Source organism: Gillisella terrae (assembly GCF_004801395.1).
Taxonomy (GTDB): Bacteria; Pseudomonadota; Alphaproteobacteria; order Rhizobiales; family Rhizobiaceae; genus Allorhizobium; species Allorhizobium terrae.
The window spans coordinates 1-23,982 of the sequence record NZ_SSOA01000002.1 but is presented as its reverse complement, the minus strand read 5'-3'; the positions used below and the strand labels follow the sequence as shown (position 1 = coordinate 23,982).

The following is a 23,982-nucleotide window of genomic DNA, read 5'->3' as shown; positions in this document are numbered from 1 at the left end:
AATCGACAACCTTATCGCCACCCCTCAAATCGCTGTCCATTTTTGCAACCCGGAAAGATCGAGTGACAAAAACAACACAGCCGAATTGAGTCTTTCATGCGTTGCTATTGAGCAACGCATTGTGGCGAAATTGCAACGCTACCTGCCTCAATGTCAAGCACTGCGCGAACTGCGATACACAGAAACGCCTAACTCGCGAATTTTTTTGCGCAATGTATTGCGATTCAACCCCAGCAGATCAGCGGCCTTGATTTGATTTCCGCGTGTAGCCGTGAGGGCTGCGAGAATCAGTGGATATTCCATTTCTGTCAAAACACGGTCGTAAAGGCCGGGTGGTGGCAGCGCATCGCCAAAGGAGGCGAAGTAGCTGCGCATATTCTCCTCAACGGCTTGAGCAATGGTCACATTGCCACTCACCGTGCCCGATTTGGAAATGGGGCTGTCGTTGATATCGGAGCGCAATTCCTGCTCAATGATTTCGCGGGTAATGACATCCTGCGGATAAAGCGCCATCAACCGGCGAATGAGGTTCTCCACCTCGCGCACATTGCCCGGCCAAGCGTAGGACTTCATCACTTCAAGCGCTTCCTGCTCAAACCGCTTGGCGTCCAACCCTTCCTTTTCGCCCTGCTGCACAAAATGGCGTACGAGATCGGGAATATCCTCGGCACGATCTCGCAGAGGCGGCAGGCGCAAAGGCACAACATTCAGGCGATAATAGAGATCTTCGCGGAACAGGCCCTGATTGATCGACTGTTTCAAATCCTTATTGGTGGCGGCCACAATGCGCACATCCGTGCGGATCGGCGTGCGCCCGCCCACCGTGGTATATTCGCCCTGCTGCAACACGCGCAGCAACCGCGTTTGTGCATCCATTGGCATATCGCCAATTTCATCCAAAAACAGCGTTCCGCCTTCGGCCTGCTCGAAGCGGCCCGATGAGCGGTTCTGCGCGCCAGTAAAAGCACCTTTTTCGTGACCAAACAGCTCGGATTCGATCAAATCGCGCGGGATCGCTGCCATGTTGATGGCAACAAATGGGCCGTTGCGGCGCTTGCCGTAATCATGCAGCGCCTTGGCCACCAATTCTTTGCCGGTGCCGGATTCGCCGGTGATCATCAACGTCAGATCGGTTTGCATCAAACGGGCCAACACCCGGTAGATTTCCTGCATCGCCGCAGAGCGCCCCACCAGCGGCATGCCGTCCTGCATATCATCGCCCAGCCGCGCCGGTTTCTTTTTGGGCTCGGCCAGCGCACGGCCAATGATGGCAATCAGCTCGGTGAGGTCAAACGGCTTGGGCAGATAATCATAAGCCCCTTTTTCAGAGGCACGAATGGCGGTCATGAAGGTGTTTTGCGCACTCATGACCAAGACGGGCAGGTCTGGCCTTGCCTTTTTGATGCGCGGCAACAGGTCAAATGCGTTTTCATCGGGCATCACCACGTCGGTGACCACAAGATCCCCCTCGCCTGCCGAAATCCACCGCCACAGGGTTGCGGCATTGGAGGTGATACGCACATCATAGCCAGCGCGGCTGAGAGCCTGGTTCAATACAGTGCGAATGGCGGCATCGTCATCGGCAACAAGAATGGTTGCGGTCATCTGGCTTTTCCCGTGTCTTTGGCAAACGGCGCGTCATCTTCTGCTGCTTCTCTCGAAACAGGCATCAGCACGCGAAATGTCGTCCGGTTGGCTTGGCTGTCGCATTCAACAATGCCACCATGGCCACCAATGATTTTTGCAACAAGCGCCAGTCCAAGACCGGAGCCATTTGTTTTGGTGGTGATAAAAGGATCAAAAAGATGCGGTAGCAAATCCGCTGGCACGCCGGGGCCATTATCATGCACACAAAATTCCAGCGGCAGCGAAATCTTTTCGCGCGAGCCCGCGACAGAAAGGCGAATGCCGGGACGATAGGCCGTTGTCAGATGGATCTCGCCATCCGGCTTATCTCCGACGGCTTCCGAGGCATTTTTGATCAGATTGAGAAACACCTGCACCAATTGATCCCGGTTGGCAAACACCGGCGGCAGGGATGGATCGTAGCTCTCGGTGATTTTGATATTCCGCGCAAAGCCCGCCTGGGCAATGGCTTTGACGTGGTCCAGCACAGAGTGGATATTGACCGATGTGCGATCCACCGGCCGCTCGTCCGAGAAAATCTCCATCCGGTCAACCAGCGACACGATGCGATCGGTTTCATCGCAAATCAGCCGTGTCAGGTTGCGATCTTCATCCGGCACGGAGGTTTCCAGCAATTGCGCGGCACCCCGAATGCCGGAGAGCGGGTTTTTGATCTCATGCGCCAGCATGGATGCAAGGCCCGTGACGGAACGGGCCGCAGCGCGATGGGTCAACTGGCGGTCAATTTTGTCGGCCATCGAGCGCTCTTGAAATACCACCACAACCGCGCCCGGTTCGCCAACCACCGGGGCGACATAGAGATCAACCAGCTTGTCTTGACCCAACCGGGGCGAGCTTAAATCCACCCGATATTCATTGACCGGCGCACGGCGCTCGCGCACTTGCTCAATCAATTCCAGAAGTGGGCTGCCAAAAGGAATGAAGGTGGAGATCTTATAACGCGCCAAATGACTGGCGCTTGCGCCAAAAAAGGCCTCAGCCTCCCAATTGGCAAAGGCAATCAAACCTTCCGCATTGACCAGAACAACCGGATTTTGAATGGCGTTGAGCACTGCCATTGCCAACGGATTGCCCGCACTCATCATGTCATTGCTCATGCAGCCTCTTCCTGCGGTGCGCAAACCGCTTTAGCCAACGCCTCGTGCAGGCTCCGGGCCACAAACTCGGGGTCTTTCGATGTCATCACTGCCGTTTTTTCCTGCGCAGATAAAACCGCACCGTGCCGGTCCAAGTACCAAGCCACATGTTTGCGCGCATGACGCACACCAACATCTGCGCCGTAATGCTCCATCATCAGGCGATAGTGCTCGACCGCAACATCAGGGATCTCTGCGGCTTTCGGCCCTTGGTGACCAGCAAGCACCCCCGCATGCCACGGCCTGCCCTGGCATCCGCGACCAAGCATGACGGCATTTGCGCCAGAGCGTCGCAAAATCTCAGCGGCATCGGCTTTGGTTTCCACATCGCCATTGGCAATCAGCGGAATAGAGATTGCGTCGCGAACTCGGGCAATCGCATCCCAATCGGCCCTGCCCTCATAAAACTGCATACGGGTGCGGCCATGAATGGTGATGGCTTGAACACCAGCTGATTCGGCACGGCGCGAAAGCTCTGGCGCATTGATGGAAGTGTCATCCCATCCCAGACGCATCTTCACGGTCACGGGTATCGACACAGCCTTCACGGTCGCTTCAATCAACGCGAGCGCCACCTCTGGTTCGCGCATCAATGCCGATCCAGCATAGCCGCCAATCACTTTTTTGGCGGGACAGCCCATATTGATATCAATAATATTTGCGCCATTGGCCTCGGCAATTTTGGCCGCTTCCGCCATCCAGCGCGGCTCTCGACCTGCCAGTTGCACCATATGCGGCGTTAATCCTGCCCCCTTCAGGCGAGACCAGCTCTCGGCAGCATTGAACACCAGCTCCCGACTGGCAACCATTTCGGTCACCACCAGCCCGGCACCATAGCGAAAAGCCAGCTGCCTAAACGGCAAATCCGTAACACCCGACATAGGAGCAAGCACCACGCGATTGCGGATTGCAACCGACGCTATCGTGAACCCTTGATCAAGAGGTGGATGTAACAAGTGATTATCTTTCGAGCATGAAGCTAGTTTGCCTGATTTTTAGACATAAAATTCTTTCATGCCAAGCCCTTTCCGGGCGATACAGATATTTTTTCGCAACCGCGCTGGAAAACCTCCAAAAGCATCGCTAGACAACTAAAACCTGCTAATCGACTGGAAAGACTATGGTGCATACTAAAGCGAGTGGAGCAAGGTCAACAGCGGTGATATTGGTCGCCGCAGGCCGCGGAGAACGCGCTGGTGCCTCGACAGAAGGGCCAAAACAATATCGCACCATTGGCGGAAAACCTGTAATTTTGCACACCGTGCAGAAATTTCGCAGCCATTTGCCGGATGCAACAATCGTGGTGGTTATTCATCCCGATGATGAACAGCTGCTGGCCAAGGCCCTCGATCCCATTGCTCATCTTACACAAGAGCTTATCGTCACCCATGGCGGCAAAACGCGCCAGCAGTCGGTTTTAGCGGGTCTCAATGCGTTGCAGGCCACAGCTCCAGACCATGTGATGATTCACGATGCCGTGCGACCATTTTTTGACCAAATGCTGCTGGATCGGATAGGCAAGGCCCTTGATGAGGGCGCTGATGCTGTTTTGCCAGCCATGCCGGTGGCTGATACACTCAAGCGTGGCAACCATGATGGCTTTGTAAGCGATACCGTTTCGCGCGCTGGACTTTTCGCAGCCCAGACACCACAAAGTTTCAACTACGCCAAGATTTTGAACGCCCATAAAAAGGCCGCAGCCTCTGGTCGGGATGATTTTACCGATGATGCCGCCATTGCCGAATGGGCAGGCATGCCGGTGCGACTGGTGGAAGGTCTGGCCGACAACGTAAAACTGACTGTGAAGCGAGATATTGAGATGGCCGACGCCCGCCTTTCCACCATGCTACTTCCCGATGTTCGCACCGGCAATGGCTATGATGTCCACCAATTGGTGCCCGGCGATGGTGTCACACTTTGCGGCGTTTTCATTGCCCACACACAGGCCTTAAGCGGGCACTCTGATGCCGATGTTGCGCTGCACGCGCTGACCGACGCGCTGCTGGCAACCTGCGGCGCTGGCGACATTGGCGATCATTTTCCACCCTCTGATCCGCAATGGCGCGGTGCCGCCTCGCGTATTTTTCTGGAGCACGCAGCAAAGATCGTGCGCGATGCTGGCGGCACGATCATGAATGCCGATATCTCCTTGATTGCCGAAGAGCCGAAAATTGGTCCACACCGCCAGACCATGCGCGAAAAGCTCTCTGAAATTCTGGAGATTTCGCTCGACCGTTGCTCGGTCAAAGCCACCACCAATGAAAAAATCGGCTTTGTGGGCCGCAAAGAAGGCATTGCAGCCATTGCAACGGCAACGGTGGTGTTTCAAGGGAGGGCCGCATGAGCCTGTTTCCCGCTGATCTTGAACAGACGGCTCAGGCCTTGATTGCAGATTTCAGCAAACGCGGCCTGACCATTGCCACCGCCGAATCCTGTACCGGCGGATTGATTGCCGGGCTTTTGACCGAGATTGCCGGTTCATCTGCCGTGGTCGATCGTGGCTACGTGACCTATTCCAATCAGGCCAAAATGGACATGCTGGGCGTGCCTGCCACAACCCTTGAAACCTATGGCGCTGTTTCGCGCGAAACAGCATTGGCCATGGCCCATGGCGCACTCTATCGCTCCGGCGCGTCACTCGCCGTTGCCGTCACCGGCATCGCGGGCCCCGGTGGAGGATCAGCGGAAAAACCCGTAGGGCTTGTGCATCTCGCAGCAATGGCCAGAACGGGCAAGACGCTTCATAAAGCAATACGCCTTGGCGACTTAGGCCGCGAAACCGTGCGCCTTGAGACCATCAGAACCGCGATTGCGATGCTCTCAAGCCTTGTTCAGCCGTCTGCGTAAATCTTGTCAGCCCGGGCTTCAAACGCTTCGGTGAACATCCGAAAGGCGCGGTCGAACATCGAGCCCATCAAGGCCCCGAGGATGCGGCTTTTGAATTCGTAATCGATGAAGAAATGCACCATGCAGCCGCCGTCAGCCGTTTCTTCAAACCGCCAGCGATTGTCGAGATATTTGAACGGGCCTTCGATATATTGAACATCGATGGCGCGCTCTTCGGGCTTCAGCAGCACTTGCGTGGTAAAGGTCTCACGGATCGCTTTATAGCCCACCGACATATTGGCAATCAGCAACTCCTTACCGTCGCGCTCCTTGCGTGACTGGATAGAGAGTGCATCGCACAGCGGCACAAATTCGGGGTAGCGCTCAATATCCGCAACCAGCGCATACATGCGGTCAGGAGAGTGCTTGACAGGACGGCGAGTTTCAAACTTTGGCATAAATGGCACTTAAGCCTGTGCGCCAACAAGATCAAGAAGCTGCGACACTTCGCGCCGGGATTTTAACACCAAAACCGGCACTTGCGGGCCGTAAAGATCGAAGTTGCGAATAAAGATGGGGGCGTGTTTGTGCTCGAAGTTCCAGATATAGCTGAGAAAATCTTTATCGGGCCATTTTTCAACACATCCTTCGGCCATCTCTGGCCGCTTTTTGCCGTAGTTTCGAAATGCCCGCCGATAAACCCCCAACAGACACCGCCAGCGCGGCAACCTTACCCACAGCACAATATCGGCTCGGGGCAAGCGCAAATCGAAGCTGGATGGGTTGCTACCATCCATCAGCCAACGGTCTGCGGCGACCATGTTTGAAATAATCTCCCGTTGTTCCGATCGCGAACGGGCCTGCCAATTTGGCAGCCAGAAGATGTCACGATCCATTGAGATAAACTCAAGACCGAACCGCGCACACAATTTCATCGATAGCGTAGACTTGCCGCCACCAGAGCAGCCAACAACCAGAATACGATTGCTGCTTTTCAAAATTTCAGCAGCTTCTTCGAGGTTTTGCGCACAATGCACCATGACTTAAACCTCAAGGGTGTATTTTGGCCAATTCCGACAACAGCTTTGCACTTTGCTTGCGGGATGTCACCACAATCACCCCAAGATCGTCCCTCGCCTTTTCAAACTGTTCCTGAAACTGCGGCACTTCTTTGGCTTCAAAATTCCAGATGTATTTCAAAAACTCCAAGTCGATCTTTTCCGGACAGCCCTCCGCCATTCCGGGCCGAACCTGCCCGCGATGTTTCAGCCAGCGGGACACCACCCCATACATCGAGGCGTAGCGCGGTGGACGCATCCAGATGACCAGATTGCAACGAGCCAAGCGCGCTGGCAAGGTGCCAGGGCTGTTGCCATCAATGATCCAGCGCTCGCCTGCGACAAAACCCTTCATCCGCTCAATCGCTTCGGGACGAGGCCGGAGTTGCCAGCCCGGAAGCCAGAAAACATCGCGATCCATGGAAATATAGGTGAGATTTAAAAGACTGCACAGCGCCTGCGACAGCGTGCTTTTGCCGCTGCCAGAGCAACCCACCACGCAGATGCGTTGGGCTTGTTTTACAAGGCTTGCCGCTTCAGGGTCAGTTTTGAGATATCTCACCAATGCCGCACCCCCGAAACAAATAAACCCGGCGTTTATAAGCGCCGGGTCTCAAACCATGCAAGGCTGTTATAAAAAATTCACTCGGCAGCAGCCAGCAGCTTCTTTTCGCGGTTGGCTTTCAGGCGGGCAAAGTCATCCCCTGCATGGTGCGAAGAGCGGGTCAACGGGCTGGAAGATACCATCAGGAAGCCCTTGGTATAGGCAATATCCTCGTAGGATTTGAACTCTTCTGGCGTCACAAATTTTTCCACCTTGTGATGCTTGCGGGTGGGCTGGAGATATTGGCCAATCGTGAGGAAGTCCACATCGGCACTGCGCAGATCATCCATCAATTGCAGCACTTCGTTGCGCTCTTCACCGAGGCCGACCATGATGCCTGATTTGGTGAACATGGTTGGATCCAGTTCCTTGACCCGTTGCAGCAGGCGCACCGAGTGGAAATAGCGTGCGCCGGGACGCACCGTCAGGTAATTGCCGGGCACGGTTTCCATATTGTGGTTGAACACGTCTGGCTTGGCGGCCACAACGCGCTCCAGCGCACCGGGCTTTTTCAAAAAGTCAGGCGTCAGAATTTCAATGGTCGTCTGTGGCGAGGCTTCGCGGATGGCCCAGATAACCTTCTCAAAATGCTCAGCACCGCCATCAGCCAGATCATCGCGATCCACGGAGGTGATCACCACATGCGAAAGACCCATCTGCTTGACGGCCTTGGCGACGTTTGCAGGCTCGTCCAGATCCAGCGCATTCGGCTTGCCCGTGGCAACATTGCAGAACGCGCAGGCGCGGGTGCAAATCTCGCCCATGATCATGAAGGTGGCGTGTTTCTTATCCCAGCACTCGCCGATGTTGGGGCAGCCTGCCTCTTCGCAGACTGTCACAAGCTTGTGGCTGCGCACCAGTTCGCGCGTTTCCTGATAGCCCTTGGACGTCGGCGCTTTGACCCTGATCCACTCCGGTTTGCGCAGCACCTCGGTATCAGGCTTATGCGCCTTTTCCGGGTGACGAATGCGCTTTTCAGGGCTTTGCGTTCTATCGAGGATCGTGACCATGATTTTGACCTGTCCAAGCCGCAGCTCTGCGGCAGTAAAAATTTAGCGGCGCACCAGTTTGGCAACAAACAGCAGAAGGCTTGCGCCCACAAAGCTGGTGATCATATAACCGAGCCAATCACCTTCCACGAAAATTCCGAACCGGCGGAAAATTGCGGAGGCCAGAGCGGCACCAACAATGCCGACAATGATATTCATGAAAATGCCAAAGCGCATATCCATGAGCTTGCCCGCCAACCAGCCAGCAAGGCCGCCGACGATGATGGTCATGAACCAGCCTAATTCAAATCCGGTCATCAGCGGCTCCTTATATGTGCTGTCCCGCCGACTATATAGGCTGCGGGCAGCTCAATCGCAACCAACCCTTAGGCGTTCAGCACTTTGCCATAGGCATCCAGCACGCTTTCCTTCATCATTTCAGACAAGGTTGGGTGCGGGAAGATGGTGTGCATCAGTTCTTCCTCGGTGGTTTCAAGGTTCATCGCCACCACAAAGCCCTGGATCAGCTCGGTCACTTCCGCGCCAACCATGTGTGCGCCGATCAATTCGCCGGTTTTCTTATCAAAAATGGTTTTGATCATGCCATTATCTTCACCAAGCGCGATAGCCTTGCCATTTGCATTGAAGCTATAGCGGCCAACGCGAATATCGCGGCCCTGCTCCTTGGCCTTGGCTTCGGTGAGACCAACCGACGCAACCTGCGGATTGCAATAGGTGCAGCCCGGAATCATCGACTTGTTCATCGGGTGAACATTGGGCAGGCCCGCAATCTTTTCAATGCAGATCACGCCTTCATGTTCGGCCTTATGGGCCAGCATTGGCGGACCAGCCACGTCGCCGATGGCATAAAGCCCCGGCACGTTGGTCTTGCCATAGCCGTCGATGACAATGCAGCCGCGATCGGTCTTGACGCCCAGCGTCTCAAGGCCGAGGTTTTCGATATTGCCCTGCACGCCAACAGCCGAGATCAGACGATCAGCGGTGATCTGCTGCACCTTGCCGTCCTTGGTTTCAACATGGGCGGTGATGGAATTTGCACCCTTCTCAACCTTGGAAACCTTGGAAACCTTGGCCTCAGTGATAATCTTCATGCCGCGCTTTTCCAGCGCCTTGCGGGCAATGGTGGAAATTTCCACATCTTCCACCGGCATGATGTTGGCCATCAGCTCAACCACCGTCACATCCACGCCCATGGAGCGGTAGAAAGAGGCAAATTCAATGCCGATCGCGCCCGAACCCATGACCACCAAAGATTTCGGCATGAAATCGGGCTTCATGGCTTCGAAATAGGTCCAGATCAGCTTGCCATCTGGCTCGATGCCCGGCAGTGCGCGTGGACGTGCGCCTGTAGCAACAATAATATGTTTTGCCGTATAGGTGCCCTCACCCAAAACGCCCTTTGGCACGGGGTTCTGAGGCTGCACAGCAGGCTTCGCTGTTTTGCCAACCAAGATTTCGCCAGGCTTGGAAAGCTTTGCCTCGCCCCAGATCACATCGATCTTGTTTTTCTTCATCAGGAAGGCAACGCCGCCGTTCAAGCGCGCAGAAACGCCACGCGAACGGGCGACAACGTCTTTCACATCGGCGGTCATCGTGCCGTTCAGCGTCAGGCCATAGCTCTTGGCATGGTTGGCATGATCAAGAATTTCGGCGGAGCGCAGCAGCGCCTTGGTGGGGATGCAACCCCAGTTGAGGCAGATACCGCCCAGATGTTCCCGCTCAACAATCGCGGTTTTCAGGCCGAGCTGGGCGGCACGGATCGCGGTCACATAGCCGCCGGGGCCAGACCCGATGATGATGACGTCATAAGCATTCGACATGGGCGTTTCCACTCCTCGGTTTCTTGCGGCAACCACCGCTTGGTGATCGCCGGTCACGGGATTGGAAGCAGCCCGGCTTATACTTCCGGCGTTTCGGCTTCCGGTTCATGGTGAACCAGCATCCCGTAGATTTCATCCTTGAGCCGCATCCGGGTTTTCCGCATGTCTTCCATATGGAAATCGTCTACCGGCTCTATATTCGTTTCAGCGCGATGAATTTTCCCGTTCACATCGTGGTAGCTGTCAAACAATCTGGCAAAATGCCCGTCTGTCATTTTCAAATGGTGGATCAGCGCCACAAATTCAGGAAATTCAGCCGTCAATTGATGCGGTGTGTTTGCCATGATCCCTTCTCCTCTTCAGGTCTACGAGATCAGGTTAGCCACGCCACAAAATACCTCCTTGATGTTGATCAACCCGATTGAAACCAACCGCGTTAAACACCCAAAATCACCCGAACCACTGGCTCCAGCCCGCGCCCAACGGCGCGCGTATTCTCGGCATCCAGATGAATACCATCCAGCGGCGAACATTTCGCCACCGATCCGGCATCAAAAAAGCTGCACTCCAGCTCATCGGCCAGATCACTATAGAGACTGGCCACCATGGCCGATTCCTCCAGCGCATCGCGAAACATCGCCGCAAAGGGTTCATTGGCGGTTTCACAAATAACCGGCGGGGCAACGATGAGAATATCCGGCCCATCGGTTTCCATGGGCCAGGCATGATGGCGAATAAGCTGCACCAGCCGCTTCATGCCCTTTGTTGCAGCGTGGGCCGTACCAGCCGGCCCACGTTTGAGATCATTGGTGCCCAAGAACAGGATGACCAGATCCAGCGGTGCATGGGTCGCCAAAACACTTGGCAACAGCTTGACACCATTGCGCTCACAATCGGCCAGATAGTCATCATAGGCGGTAGTGCGTCCGTTCAAGCCTTCGGCAATCACCGTCACCTCTGGCCCCAGCGCCTTTTGCAGCACGCTCGGCCAGCGGTTCTGGTAGTCATGCCGACCAAGGGATACGGGATCGTAACCCCAGGTCAGACTATCGCCGTAGCAAAGAACGGATTTCATGCCACTTCTTTCAGGTTACACCAGCATACCCATCGGGCTTTCGATGTAGCGCTTGAAGGCTCCGAGAAGTTCGGCACCCAAGGCTCCATCAACCGCGCGGTGGTCAGTGGACAGCGTGACGGTCATGACGTTGGCGATTTTCATCTCGCCCTTCTTCACAACAACGCGCTCTTCACCTGCGCCAACGGCCAGAATGGTCGCATGTGGTGGGTTGACCACCGCTGCGAAATTCTTCACGCCCATCATGCCCATGTTGGACACGGCAGTGGTGCCGCCCTGATATTCCTCAGGCTTCAGCTTGCGTTCCTTGGCGCGCTTGCCCAGATCCTTCATCTCGTTGGAGATGGCAGACAGGCTCTTCAGCTCGGCCTGACGGATGATCGGGGTGATCAGACCGCCGGGGATCGACACAGCCACGCCAACGTCGGCGTGCTTGTGCTTGACCATATTGCTGTCGGTCCAGGATACGTTGGCATCCGGCACATCGCGCAGCGCCAGCGCCATGGCCTTGATGACCATATCGTTGACCGAGAGCTTGTAGACCGGCTTGCCATCCTTTTCAGGCGCAGAACCGTTCAGTTGAGCGCGCAGTGCCAGCAGCGCATCCAATTCGCAATCCACGGACACGTAGAAATGCGGAATGGTCTGCTTGGATTCTTGCAGGCGCTTGGCAATGGTCTTGCGCATGCCGTCGTGCGGAACCAGCTCGTAAGAGCCTTCCGAGAACAGCTTGAGCACAGCATCGTCCGACATGCCCTTTGCCAAAGCCGGAGCAGGTGCACTGGCTGGAGCAGCCGCAGGTGCGGCAGCAGCTGACTTTGCGCCGCCAGTGCTGACAGCCTTTTCAATGTCGCTCTTGACAATACGGCCATGCGGGCCGGAGCCAGCAACACCCTTAAGGTCGAGACCAGCATCCTTGGCCAGACGACGCGCCAATGGCGAAGCGAATACGCGCTCACCGGAATGCGCAACGGCCTGAGCTGGAGCAGGTGCAGCAGCCGTGGCTGCTGGCTTTTCAGCCGCGGGAGCTTCTGCTTTGGCCTCTGTCTTTGCAGGAGCCGCAGCACCACCGCCAGCGGCGGCAGCAGACACATCTTCACCGTCAGCGGCGAGGATGGCAATCAAGGCATTGACCTTGACGCCTTCGGTCCCAGCCGGAACAACCAGCTTGGCCACAACACCCTCGTCCACGGCTTCCACTTCCATGGTTGCCTTGTCGGTTTCAATCTCGGCAATCACATCGCCAGACTTGACGGTGTCGCCTTCCTTGACCAGCCACTTGGCCAGATTGCCCTCTTCCATGGTGGGAGAGAGGGCTGGCATGGTGATATTGATCGGCATATGCCTCGCCTCCCCTTATTTGTAGCAGACGGCTTTGACGGCCTGGACCACTTCGCCGACATTCGGCAGAGCGAGCTTTTCAAGGTTGGCCGCATATGGCATCGGAACATCCTTGCCAGCAATGGTCAACACCGGTGCATCGAGATAGTCAAACGCTTCGCGCTGGATGCTGTTGGCCACAAAATCGCCAACCGACGACTGTGGATAACCTTCTTCAACCACGACCAGACGACCAGTCTTCTTCACAGACTCGATAACGGTCGGCAGGTCCATCGGACGGATGGTGCGCAGGTCGATCAATTCAACATCGATACCAAGCTTGGTCAGTTCTTCAACGGCCTTGGTTGCATAGGTCATGCCAATGCTCCACGACACAATTGTCACGTCCTTGCCGGGCTTATGGATACGTGCCTTGCCGATTGGCAGCACGAAATTATCCAGCTTTGGCACCTCAAAGCTGTGACCGTAGAGAATTTCATTCTCAAGGAAGATCACAGGATTCGGATCCTGAATTGCCGCCTTCAACAGACCCTTTGCATCGGCTGCGGTGTAAGGCGCAATCACCTTCAGGCCCGGAATATGGCTATACCATGCCGCATAATCCTGGCTGTGCTGAGCCGCCACGCGGGCCGCTGCACCGTTTGGACCGCGGAATACGATTGGCGCACCCATCTGACCGCCAGACATGTAAAGCGTCTTGGCAGCGGAATTGATGATCTGGTCAATCGCCTGCATGGCGAAGTTGAACGTCATGAATTCGACGATTGGACGCAGGCCCGCCATGGCAGCACCAACAGCCACACCGGCAAAACCATGCTCGGTAATCGGCGTATCAACAACGCGACGATCACCAAACTCGGCCAGCAGGCCCTGGGTGATCTTGTAAGCGCCCTGATATTCGGCAACTTCCTCACCAATGATGAACACGTCTTCATTGCTGCGCATTTCTTCGGCCATGGCTTCGCGCAGAGCTTCACGCACTGTCATCGTCACCATTTCTGTGCCTTCTGGAATAGAAGGATCAGATGCGGCGTTGGAGACCGGAGCAGCAGGAACCGGCGCAGACGCAGGCTTTTCCTCAGCGGCAGCAGGAGCAGCCTCTTCAGCCTTTGGAGCGGAAGCGACCGAATCAGCGCTTTCGCCATCCTGCAACAAAACAGCAATTGGCGTATTGACCTTGACGTTTTCAGTGCCAGCCGCAACCAGCAGCTTGCCGATAACGCCTTCGTCAACAGCTTCCACTTCCATGGTTGCCTTGTCGGTTTCAATTTCAGCGATCACATCGCCAGACTTAACGGTGTCGCCTTCCTGCTTCAGCCACTTGGAAAGAGTACCCTCTTCCATCGTGGGAGACAGGGCGGGCATAAGAATATTGACGGACATGGATAACCCTCCCTCGCTTACAACAGGATGTCGGTGTAGAGCTCGGATGCATCCGGCTCTTTATCAGCTTGCGCAAAATCGGCACTATCGGCCACAATATCGCGCACTTCCTTGTCGATCAGCTTGAGATCCTCTTCCGATGCCCAGCCCTGCTCCATCAAGCGGATTTTCACCTGCTCAATCGGGTCATGCTCGGAGCGCATTTTCTGCACTTCATCCTTGGAGCGATACTTGGCAGGGTCGGACATGGAGTGGCCGCGATAACGGTAGGTTTCCATTTCCAAAATAACCGGACCCTTGCCCGAACGGCAATGATCGACAGCCTGTTCGGCAGCAGCCAGAACCGCGCGCACATCCATGCCATCGACCTTCATGCCGGGGATGTTGAACGACACACCGCGCTGAGAGAAGTCGGTCTGCGCCGAAGCGCGGGCAACCGAGGTGCCCATGGCGTAACGGTTGTTCTCGATCACGTAAATCACCGGCAGGTTCCACAAGCGAGCCATATTGAAGCTCTCGTAAACCTGACCCTGGTTGGCAGCGCCGTCGCCGAAGTAAGCGAGAGAAACATTGTCATTGCCGCGATAGCGGTTGGCGAAAGCCAGACCCGTGCCGAGGGACACCTGAGCACCAACGATACCGTGGCCGCCGTAGAAATGCTTTTCCTTGGAGAACATGTGCATGGAGCCGCCCTTGCCCTTCGACAAGCCGCCCCGACGTCCGGTCAATTCAGCCATAACGCCGCGCGCGCTCATGCCGCACGCCAGCATGTGGCCGTGGTCGCGGTAACCGGTGATAACCTGATCACCCTCTTTCAGCGCCAACTGCATACCAACCACAACGGCTTCCTGACCGATGTAAAGGTGACAGAAACCACCAATGAAGCCCATGCCATAGAGCTGACCGGCTTTTTCTTCAAAGCGGCGAATCAGCAGCATTTCGCGATAGGCCTTAAGCTCCTGATCGCGATCAAACTCCACAATAGTACCTTCGACGAATTCGCCCTTAGCAGGCTTGGCCGTATTCTTCCGACCAGAAGCAGTCGCGTTAGTGCGCGGTGCCATTCATCCCTCCCTGAGTTGTGTAAGGGTTTTTTAGTTGGCACCACCATATTCAAGAAAGAGCAAAGTCGCAATGCATTAAATGCATGCCTTGTATTCTGTATAAACAACAGAAAACAAAGAGTTTTTTAAGATTAACCGAATTTCGGTTAATTTGGAAATCCATAAAATAAGACGGGTTTATCGGTTGAAAATCACAATTTCATTGGGTTTGGACATGTTGAGCTGATAGCGCGCTTTCTCATCCATCATGTCGCGATCAAGCGATCCATCACTTAGAAGCCGAACCTGGGTCTCTAGCTTTTTGCGCGCGTGAACAAGACTTGCAAGCTCGCTATTGCGCGTTGCCAGCAGCACATCAAGCTTTTCGCCGGCCTTAAGGCCGTAATCGCCGTGAATACTATGATAACCGAAATAGCCGAGAAATGCGATGGTGACGGCAGGAAGAACGAGCCGGCCGAATTTTCTGTTTTTATGGTGGCGTGTCCACATATTGGCTAAGGCCCTGCAACGCAAAACTGTTGAACGTGAGCATCATGCTCCGATACTTACCCTCAATGCCACACATCGGACGACATTGAACATTGCGACGTTAAACCAATTTGCTTAACCGATCGTTGACCATAGCAACACAGCACAAAAAAAGCCCGCATCGAGATGACGATGCGGGCGTAAGACATCAAAATTTTGGTGGCTAATTAGCCCTTCAAAATGGAAGTGCCAGCATAGGATGCCTGCAAGCCCAGCATTTCTTCAATGCGGATCAACTGATTGTATTTTGCCAGACGGTCAGAGCGCGACAGCGAACCGGTCTTGATCTGTCCGCAATTGGTGGCAACTGCCAAATCAGCAATGATCGAATCTTCTGTTTCGCCAGAGCGGTGCGACATAACGGCAGTGTAGCCAGCCTTATGGGCTGTTTCCACGGCATCCAGCGTCTCGGACAGCGAGCCGATCTGGTTGACCTTCACCAGAATGGAGTTGGCAACGCCCATGCGGATACCGTCACGCAGACGAGCCGAATTGGTCACAAACAAATCGTCACCAACCAGCTGTGTCTTGGAGCCGATTTTGTCGGTCAGATATTTCCAGCCAGCCCAGTCATCTTCTGCCATACCATCTTCGATGGAAATGATTGGATATTTGCCAGCCAGTTCTGCCAGGTAATCTGCCATGGCTTCAGGCTCGAGCGTGCGGCCTTCACCAGCCAGCACATATTTGCCATCCTTGAAGAATTCAGTCGAGGCGCAATCGAGTGCCAGATACATGTCTTCGCCAGGGCGATAGCCAGCCTTTTCAATAGACTTCATAATAAAATCAAGTGCTTCTGGCGCACTCTTCAAGCCCGGTGCGAAGCCACCTTCGTCACCAACATTGGTGTTGAAGCCTTGCGACGACAGTTCTTTCTTCAGCGTGTGGAACACTTCAGAGCCCATGCGGATCGCGTCACGGATATTGTCCGTGCCAACCGGCATGATCATGAATTCCTGAAAGTCGATTGGATTGTCAGCGTGTGCACCACCGTTGATGATGTTCATCATCGGCACAGGCAGAACGCGAGCGTTGGGGCCACCAACATAGCGATAAAGCGGCAGACCAGAGGCTTCAGCCGCCGCCTTGGCAACAGCCAGCGACACGCCAAGAATGGCGTTTGCGCCGAGGCGCGACTTGTTTGGTGTGCCGTCCAGTTCGATCATGATGTTGTCGATCATGATCTGGTTTTCAGCGTCATGACCGCCAATGGCGTCGAAAATTTCGCCATTAACAGCTTCAACAGCCTTTTCGACGCCCTTGCCGAGGTAACGCTTGCCACCATCGCGCAATTCAACCGCTTCATGGGCACCTGTGGATGCGCCAGATGGAACCGCCGCGCGGCCCATGCTGCCATCTTCCAGATAAACATCAACTTCAACGGTTGGATTGCCGCGGCTGTCGAGAATTTCGCGGGCAATAATGTCGGTAATAGCGGTCATGTTCGCTCCCTGCTGTGTAGATTGACAGGGCAAAATGCGCCCCATCTGAACCGATTGAATTGTCTTAACCGATGAAAGAAAAATTACAATGACAGTCTACGATGGAATATTGATGTCATAGCGCTTTGGTTACCGCATCATAAGCCAACAGCTTGTCCAGCAATCGTTCGAGATCATTGAGATACACCATATTCGGGCCATCTGATGGCGCATTATCGGGATCCTGATGCGATTCGATAAACAGGCCAGAAACGCCCACCGCCACGGCTGCACGGGCCAAAGTCTCCACAAATTCGCGCTGGCCACCGCTTGATCCACCCTGCCCGCCCGGCTGCTGCACCGAGTGAGTCGCATCAAACACCACGGGCGCGCCAAAGCCTGCCATGATCGGCAAGGACCGCATGTCAGACACCAGCGTGTTATAGCCAAAGGATGCGCCGCGCTCACAGAGCATGACGTTGGGATTGCCCGATAGCGTGATTTTTTCCATCACGTTTTTCATATCCCAAGGGGCTAAAAACTGACCCTTCTTGATGTTGATGGCGCGACCAGTCTCGGCAGCGGCCACCAGAAGATCAGTCTGGCGGCACAAAAACGCCGGGATTTGCAACACGTCCACCACGCTCGCGACTTCAGCACACTGATCTTCGCGGTGAATATCGGTCAGCACCGGAAAGCCGAATTCTTTCTTGAGCTCTTCGAAAACCTGCAAGCCTTTTTCAAGACCAATGCCGCGACCGGCCTTCAAGGACGTGCGGTTGGCTTTATCGAAGGAAGATTTATAGACCAGACCAATGCCCAGCTTGTTACAAATTTCCTTGATGCTGCCCGCCATCATGAAGGCGTGCTCACGGCTCTCCATCTGGCAGGGACCGCAGATCAATGAAAAGCGCGCTGTATTTGAAAAGGAAACCTGGCGATCGCCTTCGCCGACAACAACTGTGGAATTGGGGGACGTCATCATGCATTCTCCTCAAACAGGAAGGTGACGCCCTGGCCAGGTGCTGCCGGAACGACAATCTCGTCCTGTGTTCTTACATGGCTTACGCCATTAGCAGCCAGAGCCGCCGCTGTCACCTCAAGATCAGCCACTGTAAACACCAGCGCAAGCACAATGATGCCAATATTCGCATCATTGCCCACAACAACCTCAACGGACGTGTTGCCCGCATCAAAAGCTTGCCCGTTGGTAATCTCGCGGCTGGCACAGCCGAAGACCGGCGTCATCAACGCCTGATAATTGTTCTGACCGGTTTGAATAAGGATACGTTTGACGCCGAGGGCACCATTCGCATGTTTCTCCAGCACATCCCGATCAACCGACAAGGGATTTAACCGCTGGCATGCGAAGAGAAAGAAGGTTTCGACCAGAGGATCAATCGCAAAGGCGAGGCGAAAGCTGCTGATGCGTTCTTGACCGTCTGGCAGACGCACCGGGCGGGAAAACTCCAGAATATCGCCGCCCTCACCGACTCCAGCGGCAGTGAATGCTTCTCGATCAGCGAAAGCATCATCCGACTGAACCACAATGGCAGAAAGGCCTTCAGCACGATGCTGGCGAAAAAACCTGTCCCGTGCAACAAACAAATTTCCATGCGCAATCGCATCCTCTGCTTCTGCCGGATCCGCAACAGCCAAAGGTTCGAGGTAGGTTTTGTCAGGCAGGAACACGCAGGCGTTTTCTGTGCCAAAGGGATGACGCCCATTGGCCGCAACAGTGAAGCCAAGGGATTGCAAACGTGTCCGCGCGATTTCGAGATCTGACACAGGCAGGACCAGATGATCCATTGAACGCATATTATTTTGCTCCACGGCAAATGTTCTGCCGACTGCATCATTCTTAAATCGGAATCGATTTGAGAATGATGCAGTCGGCTAAAAGTGTTACGCCGACCTTTTTGCGCCATATATGGCGCACGGCGCTGTAAATTTCCTCAACGATCACATCCAATTCACGACATTGTGGAACATGCGTTGACGTTATGTTTGGGTCATGTGTACGCAAGTGAAAATCAATAGAGGATCGCGATTTCACAGGGAAACGTCATTTTTGGGGGTTTTCTGTCCAACAAAAAATTTCATGCAAAACGGTGCTGTCAGAATCGCTTTTCTAGAGAAAGACGAAACGCGAGAGTCTGTCAGGTCCAGATTGAACCAGACAAACTCCAGCGTTTTCAGAAAATCCCGCCGAGGCGTTTTCGCGCCGCGTTTCGCCATTGATGTCAGCTTTACTTCACCGTTGGTGGCGCAAAATCAAGCACATGCCGCGTATAGCTTTCAACCACCATGCTAATCGGTGCTCCATCCGGCAAGCTCAAAAGAGCCTTATGCTCAATCACATGATCGGGCAGTTCAAGGGCCTTATCGCTGGCTGCCGGAATTGCCGCCCCCATATCCCAGCCTTCAGGCAGAGGTTGCCACAGCAATTTTGCCGAGAGCGTGTGACGCTGGAAGTTCAGAGGTTTCACCACACGGCCAAATGCAGCATCGGTGGTTTCCAGCGCCTTGTTCATATCTGCCGTCAGACGGGATGGCACATACCAGTTATCGGCATCGGACAACACACGCTCACCACACATCAGACGCACGCGGCGATAACCAACTTTATCCGCCTCGCCAACCTTCAAGGCTGCGCGAATCTCTGCTGTCGCGGGCTTATCGACACCCTTAACCGGCTCGGCAACAATTTTGGCGTGATCGGCCAGCTTGTGATCACTGCACCAGCGATCAAGCGTCAGCGTGGCGCTGTCGTGGCTGAGCAGATCAGCATTGAGTGATTGCAGGACGGCAAGAGCCGACACCCTTGCAATCGGCGTGTCGGGCCATGATGACGGTTGTGCCGCAAAGCTGCTGGAAGAGGCCATCATGGAAGCAACCACCGCGGTTAAAAATAGAGTTCGCATATAACCTCCTGAAAAGATTTAGCATTCTGAAAAATACAGAATGCGTTTCAATCCATCACGAGATCATGACGAGGTGATGTCGATCCTGCTACGCCACTTGGATAAAAGCGAGCTAAGATCGACATCATGGGTGTGGGACACAGGCAATGTGACTTATGGGTCACTTCTGGTTTACCATTTCAGCAAGCTGCACCATGATTTTTGCGGCACCGGCCAAACGCTTTTCTGGCGTCGGCAAATCGCGCGTCAGGAAAACGCTGTGATCTGGCCTGATCTTGGCCATGGTGCCTTGCTTGGCAATAAAGCCCACAAGGGCTGCCGGATTGGGGAACTCCTTGTTGCGGAACTGTACCACAACACCCTTTGGACCCGCATCGAGCTTTTCAACATTCGCCTTGCGGCACAGCGCCTTGATATAAACGATCTTGAGCAGATTCTGCACTTCGATAGGCAGGGGTCCGAAACGGTCGATCATTTCGGCCCCAAACGCATCAATCTCGTTCAGCTCTGTCAATTCACCCAGGCGGCGATAGAGACCCAAACGCAGGTGCAGGTCCGGCACATAATTGTCGGGAATCATCACCGAGGTGCCGACCTGAATTTGTGGCGACCAGCCGCTATCCACGATCTGGTCTTCACCCTTCACCTCAGCCACGGCTTCTTCCAGCATCTGCTGGTAAAGCTCAAAGCCGACTTCCTTGATATGGCCGGATTGCTCCTCGCCCAACAGATTACCCGCACCGCGAATATCAAGGTCGTGGCTGGCAAGCTGGAAGCCAGCGCCCAGCGTATCCAGCGATTGCAGCACTTTCAGCCGCCGCTCCGCGCTGGCCGTCAGCACTTTGTTGACCGGCAGCGTCAACAACGCAAAAGCCCGCACCTTGGAGCGACCAACGCGGCCACGGATCTGATAGAGCTGCGCCAAACCAAACATATCGGCACGATGCACAATCAATGTGTTGGCGGTTGGCACGTCCAGCCCCGACTCAACGATGGTGGTTGAGAGCAGCACATCATAGCGCCCCTCATAGAAGGCGTTCATAATGTCTTCCAGCTCGCCCGCTGCCATTTGCCCATGGGCAATCGCCACCCGCAATTCCGGCACATCCGAATCCAAAAACGCCTTGATGTCAGCAAGGTCCGCCAGACGCGGGCAGACGTAAAAGCTCTGACCGCCGCGATAATGCTCGCGCATCAAGGTTTCGCGAATCACAAGGCCATCAAACGGCGAGATAAAGGTGCGCACCGCCATGCGATCCACCGGCGGCGTGGTAATCAGCGACAGTTCCCGCACACCGGTCATCGCCAATTGCAGCGTGCGCGGAATAGGCGTTGCCGAAAGGGTGAGCACGTGCACATCGGATTTCAGCTCTTTCAGGCGTTCCTTATGCTTGACGCCAAAATGCTGTTCTTCATCGATAATCAACAGGCCAAGGTTGGCAAATTTGATCCCGGCACCGAGCAGGGCATGGGTGCCCACCACAATATCGGTCTTGCCCTCTGCCACTTCCTTTTTAACCAAGTTCAGCTCTTTGGTGCCCACAAGGCGCGATGCCTGCTGAATGCGGATCGGCAGATCACGAAAACGCTCTGAAAAAGTCTTGAAATGCTGGCGCGCCAACAGCGTGGTGGGCACCACCACGGCCACCTGAATACCGTTCATGGCAGCAATGAAGGCGGCGCGCAGTGCCACTTCCGTCTTGCCAAAACCAACGTCGCCACACACCAGGCGGTCCATCGGGCGGCCAGCGCCGAGATCGCCGCGCACGGCCTCAATCGCGTTCATCTGGTCCTCGGTTTCCTCATAAGGAAAACGCGCGGCAAATTCGTCGTAAAAACCTTCCGTTGTGGATAAAACGGGTGCCGAGCGCATCATGCGTTCAGCCGCCACCCGGATCAGCCCGCCGGCCATATCCAGCAACTGTTTTTTCAGCTTGGCCTTGCGCATTTGCCATGCGCCACCGCCCAGCTTATCCAGCTGCGCCTCGCTGCCCTCAGAGCCATAACGCGATAGAAGATCGATGTTTTCGACGGGCAAGAACAGCTTGGCCTCGTCGGCGTATTGCAGCTCAAGACAGGCGTGCTGGCCGCCTGCGGCCGCAATGGTGCGAAGGCCAACAAAGCGGCCAATGCCGTGCTCGGCGTGCACCACGATCGAGCCTTCATCCAGACCTGCGACTTCCGAGATAAAATCGGCAGCCCGCTTGCGACGCCTGGAGCGGCGCACCATGCGGTCGCCAAGAATATCCTGCTCGCCAACCACCACCAGATCGCTGGCTTCAAACCCACCCTCAAGGCTGAGAACGGCGGCTGCCGCCTCGCCTTTCTTGAGCTTTTCCAGATCGTCCAGCTTTGCGACGTTTTTCAGCCGCTCCAACCCGTGCTCGTTAAGCACCTGCAACAGCCGATCCAGTGAGCCTTCCGACCAGCCGGTGATCAGCACCTTTGAGCCCGCGGCGCGCTTGTCGGCGATATATGTGACCGCCTGATTAAAGACGTTGGCGCGCTCTCCGTCTTCTGGCTTTTCTGCCGATGCCGCCTTGGCCCAGCGTGGACCGGAATGAGCAGATATTTCAATAATCTTGCGATTTGCCGTGCCAACTTCGGCAAAAGGTGTCAGGCGAACCGGATTAAGCCCATCCAGCGCCTTGGTGAAGTCCTCGGCATTCAGATAGAGATATTCTGGCGGAATAGGCTTGTAAGGTGCGCCTTGCCCAAGATGACCTTTACCGGGCGTGGCCGAATCCAGACGGGCTTCATAATAGTCACGGATCAGCTTGGCGCGCTCTTCGGCCGATTCGCGCACCGTGTGATCGGTGACCAGCAAAAAGCCCTGAAGATAATCAAAGACAGTTTCCATCTTTTCATGAAACAACGGCAGCCAATGTTCCATGCCTGCATAGCGGCGACCTTCAGACACCGCCGTATAGAGCGCGTCATCCCGCGTGGATGCGCCAAACAGCGAGAGATAGTTTTTGCGAAAACGGCCAATGCTCTCCGGCGTCAGCGTCACTTCGCTCATCGGGTTTAAGCTCAGTTCACGCACCTGCGCAATGGTGCGCTGGCTTGCGGGATCAAAGCTGCGGATGGTCTCCAGCGTATCGCCAAAGAAATCCAGCCGCACCGGCTCTTCCGAGCCGGGCACAAAAACATCGAGAATACCGCCGCGCACGGCATATTCGCCCACCTCACGCACGGTGGCCACACGGTCAAAGCCGTTGCGCTCAAGGCGCGCGGCAATATCATCCATCCGCACCTGATTGCCAGGACGGGCCGAAAAGGACAGACTGTCAATAATCTCGGCTGGCACCATCTTTTGCAGCATGGCATTGGCGGTGACCAGCACAATACCCGGATGCGGCTTTTTAGCGTGAGCAATCAGGCCTGTGAGCGCAGACAGGCGCTTTGCCGAAATATCGGCGCTGGGCGATACGCGGTCATAGGGCAGGCAGTCCCAAGCGGGCAGCGACAGCACGGGAATTTCCGGCGCGCAAAAGCCCAGCATCTGCTCAATATCCGCCATCCGGCTGGAATCGGACAGCAGATACGCCACCGGCCTGCCCTGACGGGCAAGCTCCGCCACCAAAAACGCATCCATGCCATCCGGCACAGGCGAAAGCGTGACAGCAGCCTTGGCGGCTGCCGCCTTTTTTGCATCAAACACAGAAATCATTGATCAACAACGGGCGAGAAATCGGGACGGATGGCAGCAATGCGGGTAAAAAGCGGACCTTTGATATGGTCTGGCGTTTCTTGCGCACCCGTGACCCATTTCACCAGATCATTGTCTTCTTCCTGCATGATCCGTTCCAGCTCATCCAGCTCGGCATCACTCAAATTGGCAATTTCGGCCTCGGCAAACTGTCCCAACACCAAATCCATCTCGCGGATGCCGCGATGCCAGCAGCGAAACAAAATGCGCCTGCGGCGCGGGTCAAGATCAGAGCTGCTGCGAACCAAACCAGTCATTGGGCATACCTTCCTGTTGATGCGCTTCTATAGAGCTTTTCCGTTGAAAACGGAAAGGCTCTAAGTTCTTTGTTCTACGCATTTCCGGACGCAAAACCGCTGCGCACTTTTGCTGGAAATGCTATAGAGCTTTTCCGTTGAAGACGGAAAGGCTCTAAGTTCTTTGTTCTACGCAT

Annotated in this window: 23 protein-coding genes; 2 read left to right on the top strand and 21 right to left on the bottom strand. The window is 55.1% G+C overall.

Going from position 1 to position 23,982, the window contains the following annotated elements:
- Positions 1-153: 153 nt before the first annotated feature.
- The 3 genes from ntrC to dusB are packed head-to-tail and all read right to left on the bottom strand — an operon-like array spanning position 154 to position 3,739.
- Positions 154-1,605, bottom strand: coding sequence for a nitrogen regulation protein NR(I) (gene ntrC / locus E6C51_RS03870; protein WP_146929959.1), 1,452 nt, complete (start codon positions 1,603-1,605; stop codon positions 154-156).
- Entirely contained in the window at positions 1,602-2,744 is a 1,143-nt protein-coding gene (locus tag E6C51_RS03865; protein WP_230987054.1) for a two-component system sensor histidine kinase NtrB, read from the bottom strand. The genes ntrC and E6C51_RS03865 overlap by 4 nt, the downstream gene beginning before the upstream one ends.
- Entirely contained in the window at positions 2,741-3,739 is a 999-nt protein-coding gene (dusB, locus tag E6C51_RS03860) for a tRNA dihydrouridine synthase DusB (RefSeq protein ID WP_190235107.1), read from the bottom strand. Before dusB ends, E6C51_RS03865 begins: the two co-directional genes overlap by 4 nt.
- Positions 3,740-3,903: 164 nt before the next feature.
- Between dusB and E6C51_RS03855 the strand changes: the two genes are divergently transcribed.
- Positions 3,904-5,127 carry a bifunctional 2-C-methyl-D-erythritol 4-phosphate cytidylyltransferase/2-C-methyl-D-erythritol 2,4-cyclodiphosphate synthase gene (locus E6C51_RS03855; RefSeq protein WP_190235106.1) on the top strand — a complete coding sequence of 408 codons (1,224 nt, stop codon included), beginning with the start codon at positions 3,904-3,906 and terminating at the stop codon, positions 5,125-5,127.
- Complete coding sequence (locus E6C51_RS03850) at positions 5,124-5,630, top strand: CinA family protein (protein ID WP_190235105.1); 507 nt, start codon at positions 5,124-5,126, stop codon at positions 5,628-5,630. Before E6C51_RS03855 ends, E6C51_RS03850 begins: the two co-directional genes overlap by 4 nt.
- On the opposite strand, the gene E6C51_RS03845 is transcribed toward E6C51_RS03850, so the two are convergent.
- From E6C51_RS03845 to E6C51_RS03760, 18 genes are all read right to left on the bottom strand, one after another.
- Entirely contained in the window at positions 5,615-6,067 is a 453-nt protein-coding gene (locus E6C51_RS03845; protein ID WP_190235104.1) for a type II toxin-antitoxin system RatA family toxin, read from the bottom strand. The two genes, E6C51_RS03850 and E6C51_RS03845, sit on opposite strands and share 16 nt — an antisense overlap.
- A gap of 9 nt (positions 6,068-6,076) precedes the next feature.
- Positions 6,077-6,649 carry a P-loop NTPase family protein gene (locus tag E6C51_RS03840; RefSeq protein WP_190235103.1) on the bottom strand — a complete coding sequence of 191 codons (573 nt, stop codon included), beginning with the start codon at positions 6,647-6,649 and terminating at the stop codon, positions 6,077-6,079.
- A 10-nt stretch (positions 6,650-6,659) separates the two neighbouring features.
- Entirely contained in the window at positions 6,660-7,229 is a 570-nt protein-coding gene (locus E6C51_RS03835) for a P-loop NTPase family protein (protein WP_230987053.1), read from the bottom strand.
- Between the two features lie 80 nt (positions 7,230-7,309).
- Positions 7,310-8,281 (bottom strand): lipoyl synthase, encoded by a 972-nt coding sequence (lipA, locus tag E6C51_RS03830; RefSeq protein ID WP_146929983.1) that lies wholly within the window; start codon positions 8,279-8,281, stop codon positions 7,310-7,312.
- A gap of 42 nt (positions 8,282-8,323) precedes the next feature.
- A complete protein-coding gene (locus E6C51_RS03825; RefSeq protein ID WP_190235101.1) occupies positions 8,324-8,578 on the bottom strand; it encodes a GlsB/YeaQ/YmgE family stress response membrane protein in 255 nt (84 codons plus the stop codon).
- 68 nt (positions 8,579-8,646) lie between these two features.
- Positions 8,647-10,101: a dihydrolipoyl dehydrogenase gene (gene lpdA, locus E6C51_RS03820; RefSeq protein ID WP_190235100.1), complete on the bottom strand. Its 1,455-nt coding sequence runs from the start codon at positions 10,099-10,101 to the stop codon at positions 8,647-8,649.
- Positions 10,102-10,178: 77 nt separating this feature from the next.
- Positions 10,179-10,445 (bottom strand): YdcH family protein, encoded by a 267-nt coding sequence (locus tag E6C51_RS03815; RefSeq protein ID WP_146929992.1) that lies wholly within the window; start codon positions 10,443-10,445, stop codon positions 10,179-10,181.
- Positions 10,446-10,537: 92 nt separating this feature from the next.
- Positions 10,538-11,176 (bottom strand): SGNH/GDSL hydrolase family protein, encoded by a 639-nt coding sequence (locus E6C51_RS03810; RefSeq protein ID WP_146929995.1) that lies wholly within the window; start codon positions 11,174-11,176, stop codon positions 10,538-10,540.
- Positions 11,177-11,191: 15 nt separating this feature from the next.
- Positions 11,192-12,517: a pyruvate dehydrogenase complex dihydrolipoamide acetyltransferase gene (locus E6C51_RS03805; RefSeq protein ID WP_190235099.1), complete on the bottom strand. Its 1,326-nt coding sequence runs from the start codon at positions 12,515-12,517 to the stop codon at positions 11,192-11,194.
- Between the two features lie 15 nt (positions 12,518-12,532).
- Positions 12,533-13,900, bottom strand: a complete 1,368-nt coding sequence (locus tag E6C51_RS03800; RefSeq protein WP_190235098.1) for a pyruvate dehydrogenase complex E1 component subunit beta — start codon at positions 13,898-13,900, stop codon at positions 12,533-12,535.
- A gap of 17 nt (positions 13,901-13,917) precedes the next feature.
- Positions 13,918-14,964: a pyruvate dehydrogenase (acetyl-transferring) E1 component subunit alpha gene (gene pdhA, locus E6C51_RS03795; protein ID WP_146930004.1), complete on the bottom strand. Its 1,047-nt coding sequence runs from the start codon at positions 14,962-14,964 to the stop codon at positions 13,918-13,920.
- Positions 14,965-15,141: 177 nt separating this feature from the next.
- Positions 15,142-15,453: an FtsB family cell division protein gene (locus E6C51_RS03790; protein ID WP_146930007.1), complete on the bottom strand. Its 312-nt coding sequence runs from the start codon at positions 15,451-15,453 to the stop codon at positions 15,142-15,144.
- 206 nt (positions 15,454-15,659) lie between these two features.
- Positions 15,660-16,934, bottom strand: a complete 1,275-nt coding sequence (gene eno, locus E6C51_RS03785) for a phosphopyruvate hydratase (RefSeq protein ID WP_146930010.1) — start codon at positions 16,932-16,934, stop codon at positions 15,660-15,662.
- 115 nt (positions 16,935-17,049) lie between these two features.
- Positions 17,050-17,898 carry a 3-deoxy-8-phosphooctulonate synthase gene (kdsA, locus tag E6C51_RS03780; protein ID WP_190235097.1) on the bottom strand — a complete coding sequence of 283 codons (849 nt, stop codon included), beginning with the start codon at positions 17,896-17,898 and terminating at the stop codon, positions 17,050-17,052.
- Positions 17,895-18,731 (bottom strand): VOC family protein, encoded by an 837-nt coding sequence (locus tag E6C51_RS03775; RefSeq protein WP_190235096.1) that lies wholly within the window; start codon positions 18,729-18,731, stop codon positions 17,895-17,897. Before E6C51_RS03775 ends, kdsA begins: the two co-directional genes overlap by 4 nt.
- Positions 18,732-19,162: 431 nt before the next feature.
- Positions 19,163-19,837, bottom strand: a complete 675-nt coding sequence (locus tag E6C51_RS03770) for a hypothetical protein (protein ID WP_146930019.1) — start codon at positions 19,835-19,837, stop codon at positions 19,163-19,165.
- Positions 19,838-19,997: 160 nt separating this feature from the next.
- Positions 19,998-23,510 carry a transcription-repair coupling factor gene (gene mfd, locus E6C51_RS03765; RefSeq protein ID WP_190235095.1) on the bottom strand — a complete coding sequence of 1,171 codons (3,513 nt, stop codon included), beginning with the start codon at positions 23,508-23,510 and terminating at the stop codon, positions 19,998-20,000.
- Positions 23,507-23,806 (bottom strand): FAD assembly factor SdhE, encoded by a 300-nt coding sequence (locus tag E6C51_RS03760; protein WP_146930025.1) that lies wholly within the window; start codon positions 23,804-23,806, stop codon positions 23,507-23,509. The genes mfd and E6C51_RS03760 overlap by 4 nt, the downstream gene beginning before the upstream one ends.
- Between the last annotated feature and the right edge of the window lie 176 nt (positions 23,807-23,982).

What these genes read in the sequence shown, in the direction of transcription:
- lpdA (WP_190235100.1), bottom strand. Translation starts at nt 10,101, where the DNA reads ATGTCGAATGCTTATGACGTCATCATCATCGGGTCTGGCCCCGGCGGC.
- E6C51_RS03800 (WP_190235098.1), bottom strand. Translation starts at nt 13,900, where the DNA reads ATGTCCGTCAATATTCTTATGCCCGCCCTGTCTCCCACGATGGAAGAG.
- E6C51_RS03775 (WP_190235096.1), bottom strand. Translation starts at nt 18,731, where the DNA reads ATGCGTTCAATGGATCATCTGGTCCTGCCTGTGTCAGATCTCGAAATC.
- lipA (WP_146929983.1), bottom strand. Translation starts at nt 8,281, where the DNA reads ATGGTCACGATCCTCGATAGAACGCAAAGCCCTGAAAAGCGCATTCGT.
- pdhA (WP_146930004.1), bottom strand. Translation starts at nt 14,964, where the DNA reads ATGGCACCGCGCACTAACGCGACTGCTTCTGGTCGGAAGAATACGGCC.
- E6C51_RS03805 (WP_190235099.1), bottom strand. Translation starts at nt 12,517, where the DNA reads ATGCCGATCAATATCACCATGCCAGCCCTCTCTCCCACCATGGAAGAG.
- E6C51_RS03840 (WP_190235103.1), bottom strand. Translation starts at nt 6,649, where the DNA reads ATGGTGCATTGTGCGCAAAACCTCGAAGAAGCTGCTGAAATTTTGAAA.
- E6C51_RS03790 (WP_146930007.1), bottom strand. Translation starts at nt 15,453, where the DNA reads ATGTGGACACGCCACCATAAAAACAGAAAATTCGGCCGGCTCGTTCTT.
- E6C51_RS03855 (WP_190235106.1), top strand. Translation starts at nt 3,904, where the DNA reads ATGGTGCATACTAAAGCGAGTGGAGCAAGGTCAACAGCGGTGATATTG.
- E6C51_RS03865 (WP_230987054.1), bottom strand. Translation starts at nt 2,744, where the DNA reads ATGAGCAATGACATGATGAGTGCGGGCAATCCGTTGGCAATGGCAGTG.
- E6C51_RS03760 (WP_146930025.1), bottom strand. Translation starts at nt 23,806, where the DNA reads ATGACTGGTTTGGTTCGCAGCAGCTCTGATCTTGACCCGCGCCGCAGG.
- mfd (WP_190235095.1), bottom strand. Translation starts at nt 23,510, where the DNA reads ATGATTTCTGTGTTTGATGCAAAAAAGGCGGCAGCCGCCAAGGCTGCT.
- E6C51_RS03845 (WP_190235104.1), bottom strand. Translation starts at nt 6,067, where the DNA reads ATGCCAAAGTTTGAAACTCGCCGTCCTGTCAAGCACTCTCCTGACCGC.
- kdsA (WP_190235097.1), bottom strand. Translation starts at nt 17,898, where the DNA reads ATGATGACGTCCCCCAATTCCACAGTTGTTGTCGGCGAAGGCGATCGC.
- E6C51_RS03815 (WP_146929992.1), bottom strand. Translation starts at nt 10,445, where the DNA reads ATGGCAAACACACCGCATCAATTGACGGCTGAATTTCCTGAATTTGTG.
- E6C51_RS03825 (WP_190235101.1), bottom strand. Translation starts at nt 8,578, where the DNA reads ATGACCGGATTTGAATTAGGCTGGTTCATGACCATCATCGTCGGCGGC.
- eno (WP_146930010.1), bottom strand. Translation starts at nt 16,934, where the DNA reads ATGACCGCTATTACCGACATTATTGCCCGCGAAATTCTCGACAGCCGC.
- ntrC (WP_146929959.1), bottom strand. Translation starts at nt 1,605, where the DNA reads ATGACCGCAACCATTCTTGTTGCCGATGACGATGCCGCCATTCGCACT.
- E6C51_RS03770 (WP_146930019.1), bottom strand. Translation starts at nt 19,837, where the DNA reads ATGCGAACTCTATTTTTAACCGCGGTGGTTGCTTCCATGATGGCCTCT.
- E6C51_RS03850 (WP_190235105.1), top strand. Translation starts at nt 5,124, where the DNA reads ATGAGCCTGTTTCCCGCTGATCTTGAACAGACGGCTCAGGCCTTGATT.
- E6C51_RS03810 (WP_146929995.1), bottom strand. Translation starts at nt 11,176, where the DNA reads ATGAAATCCGTTCTTTGCTACGGCGATAGTCTGACCTGGGGTTACGAT.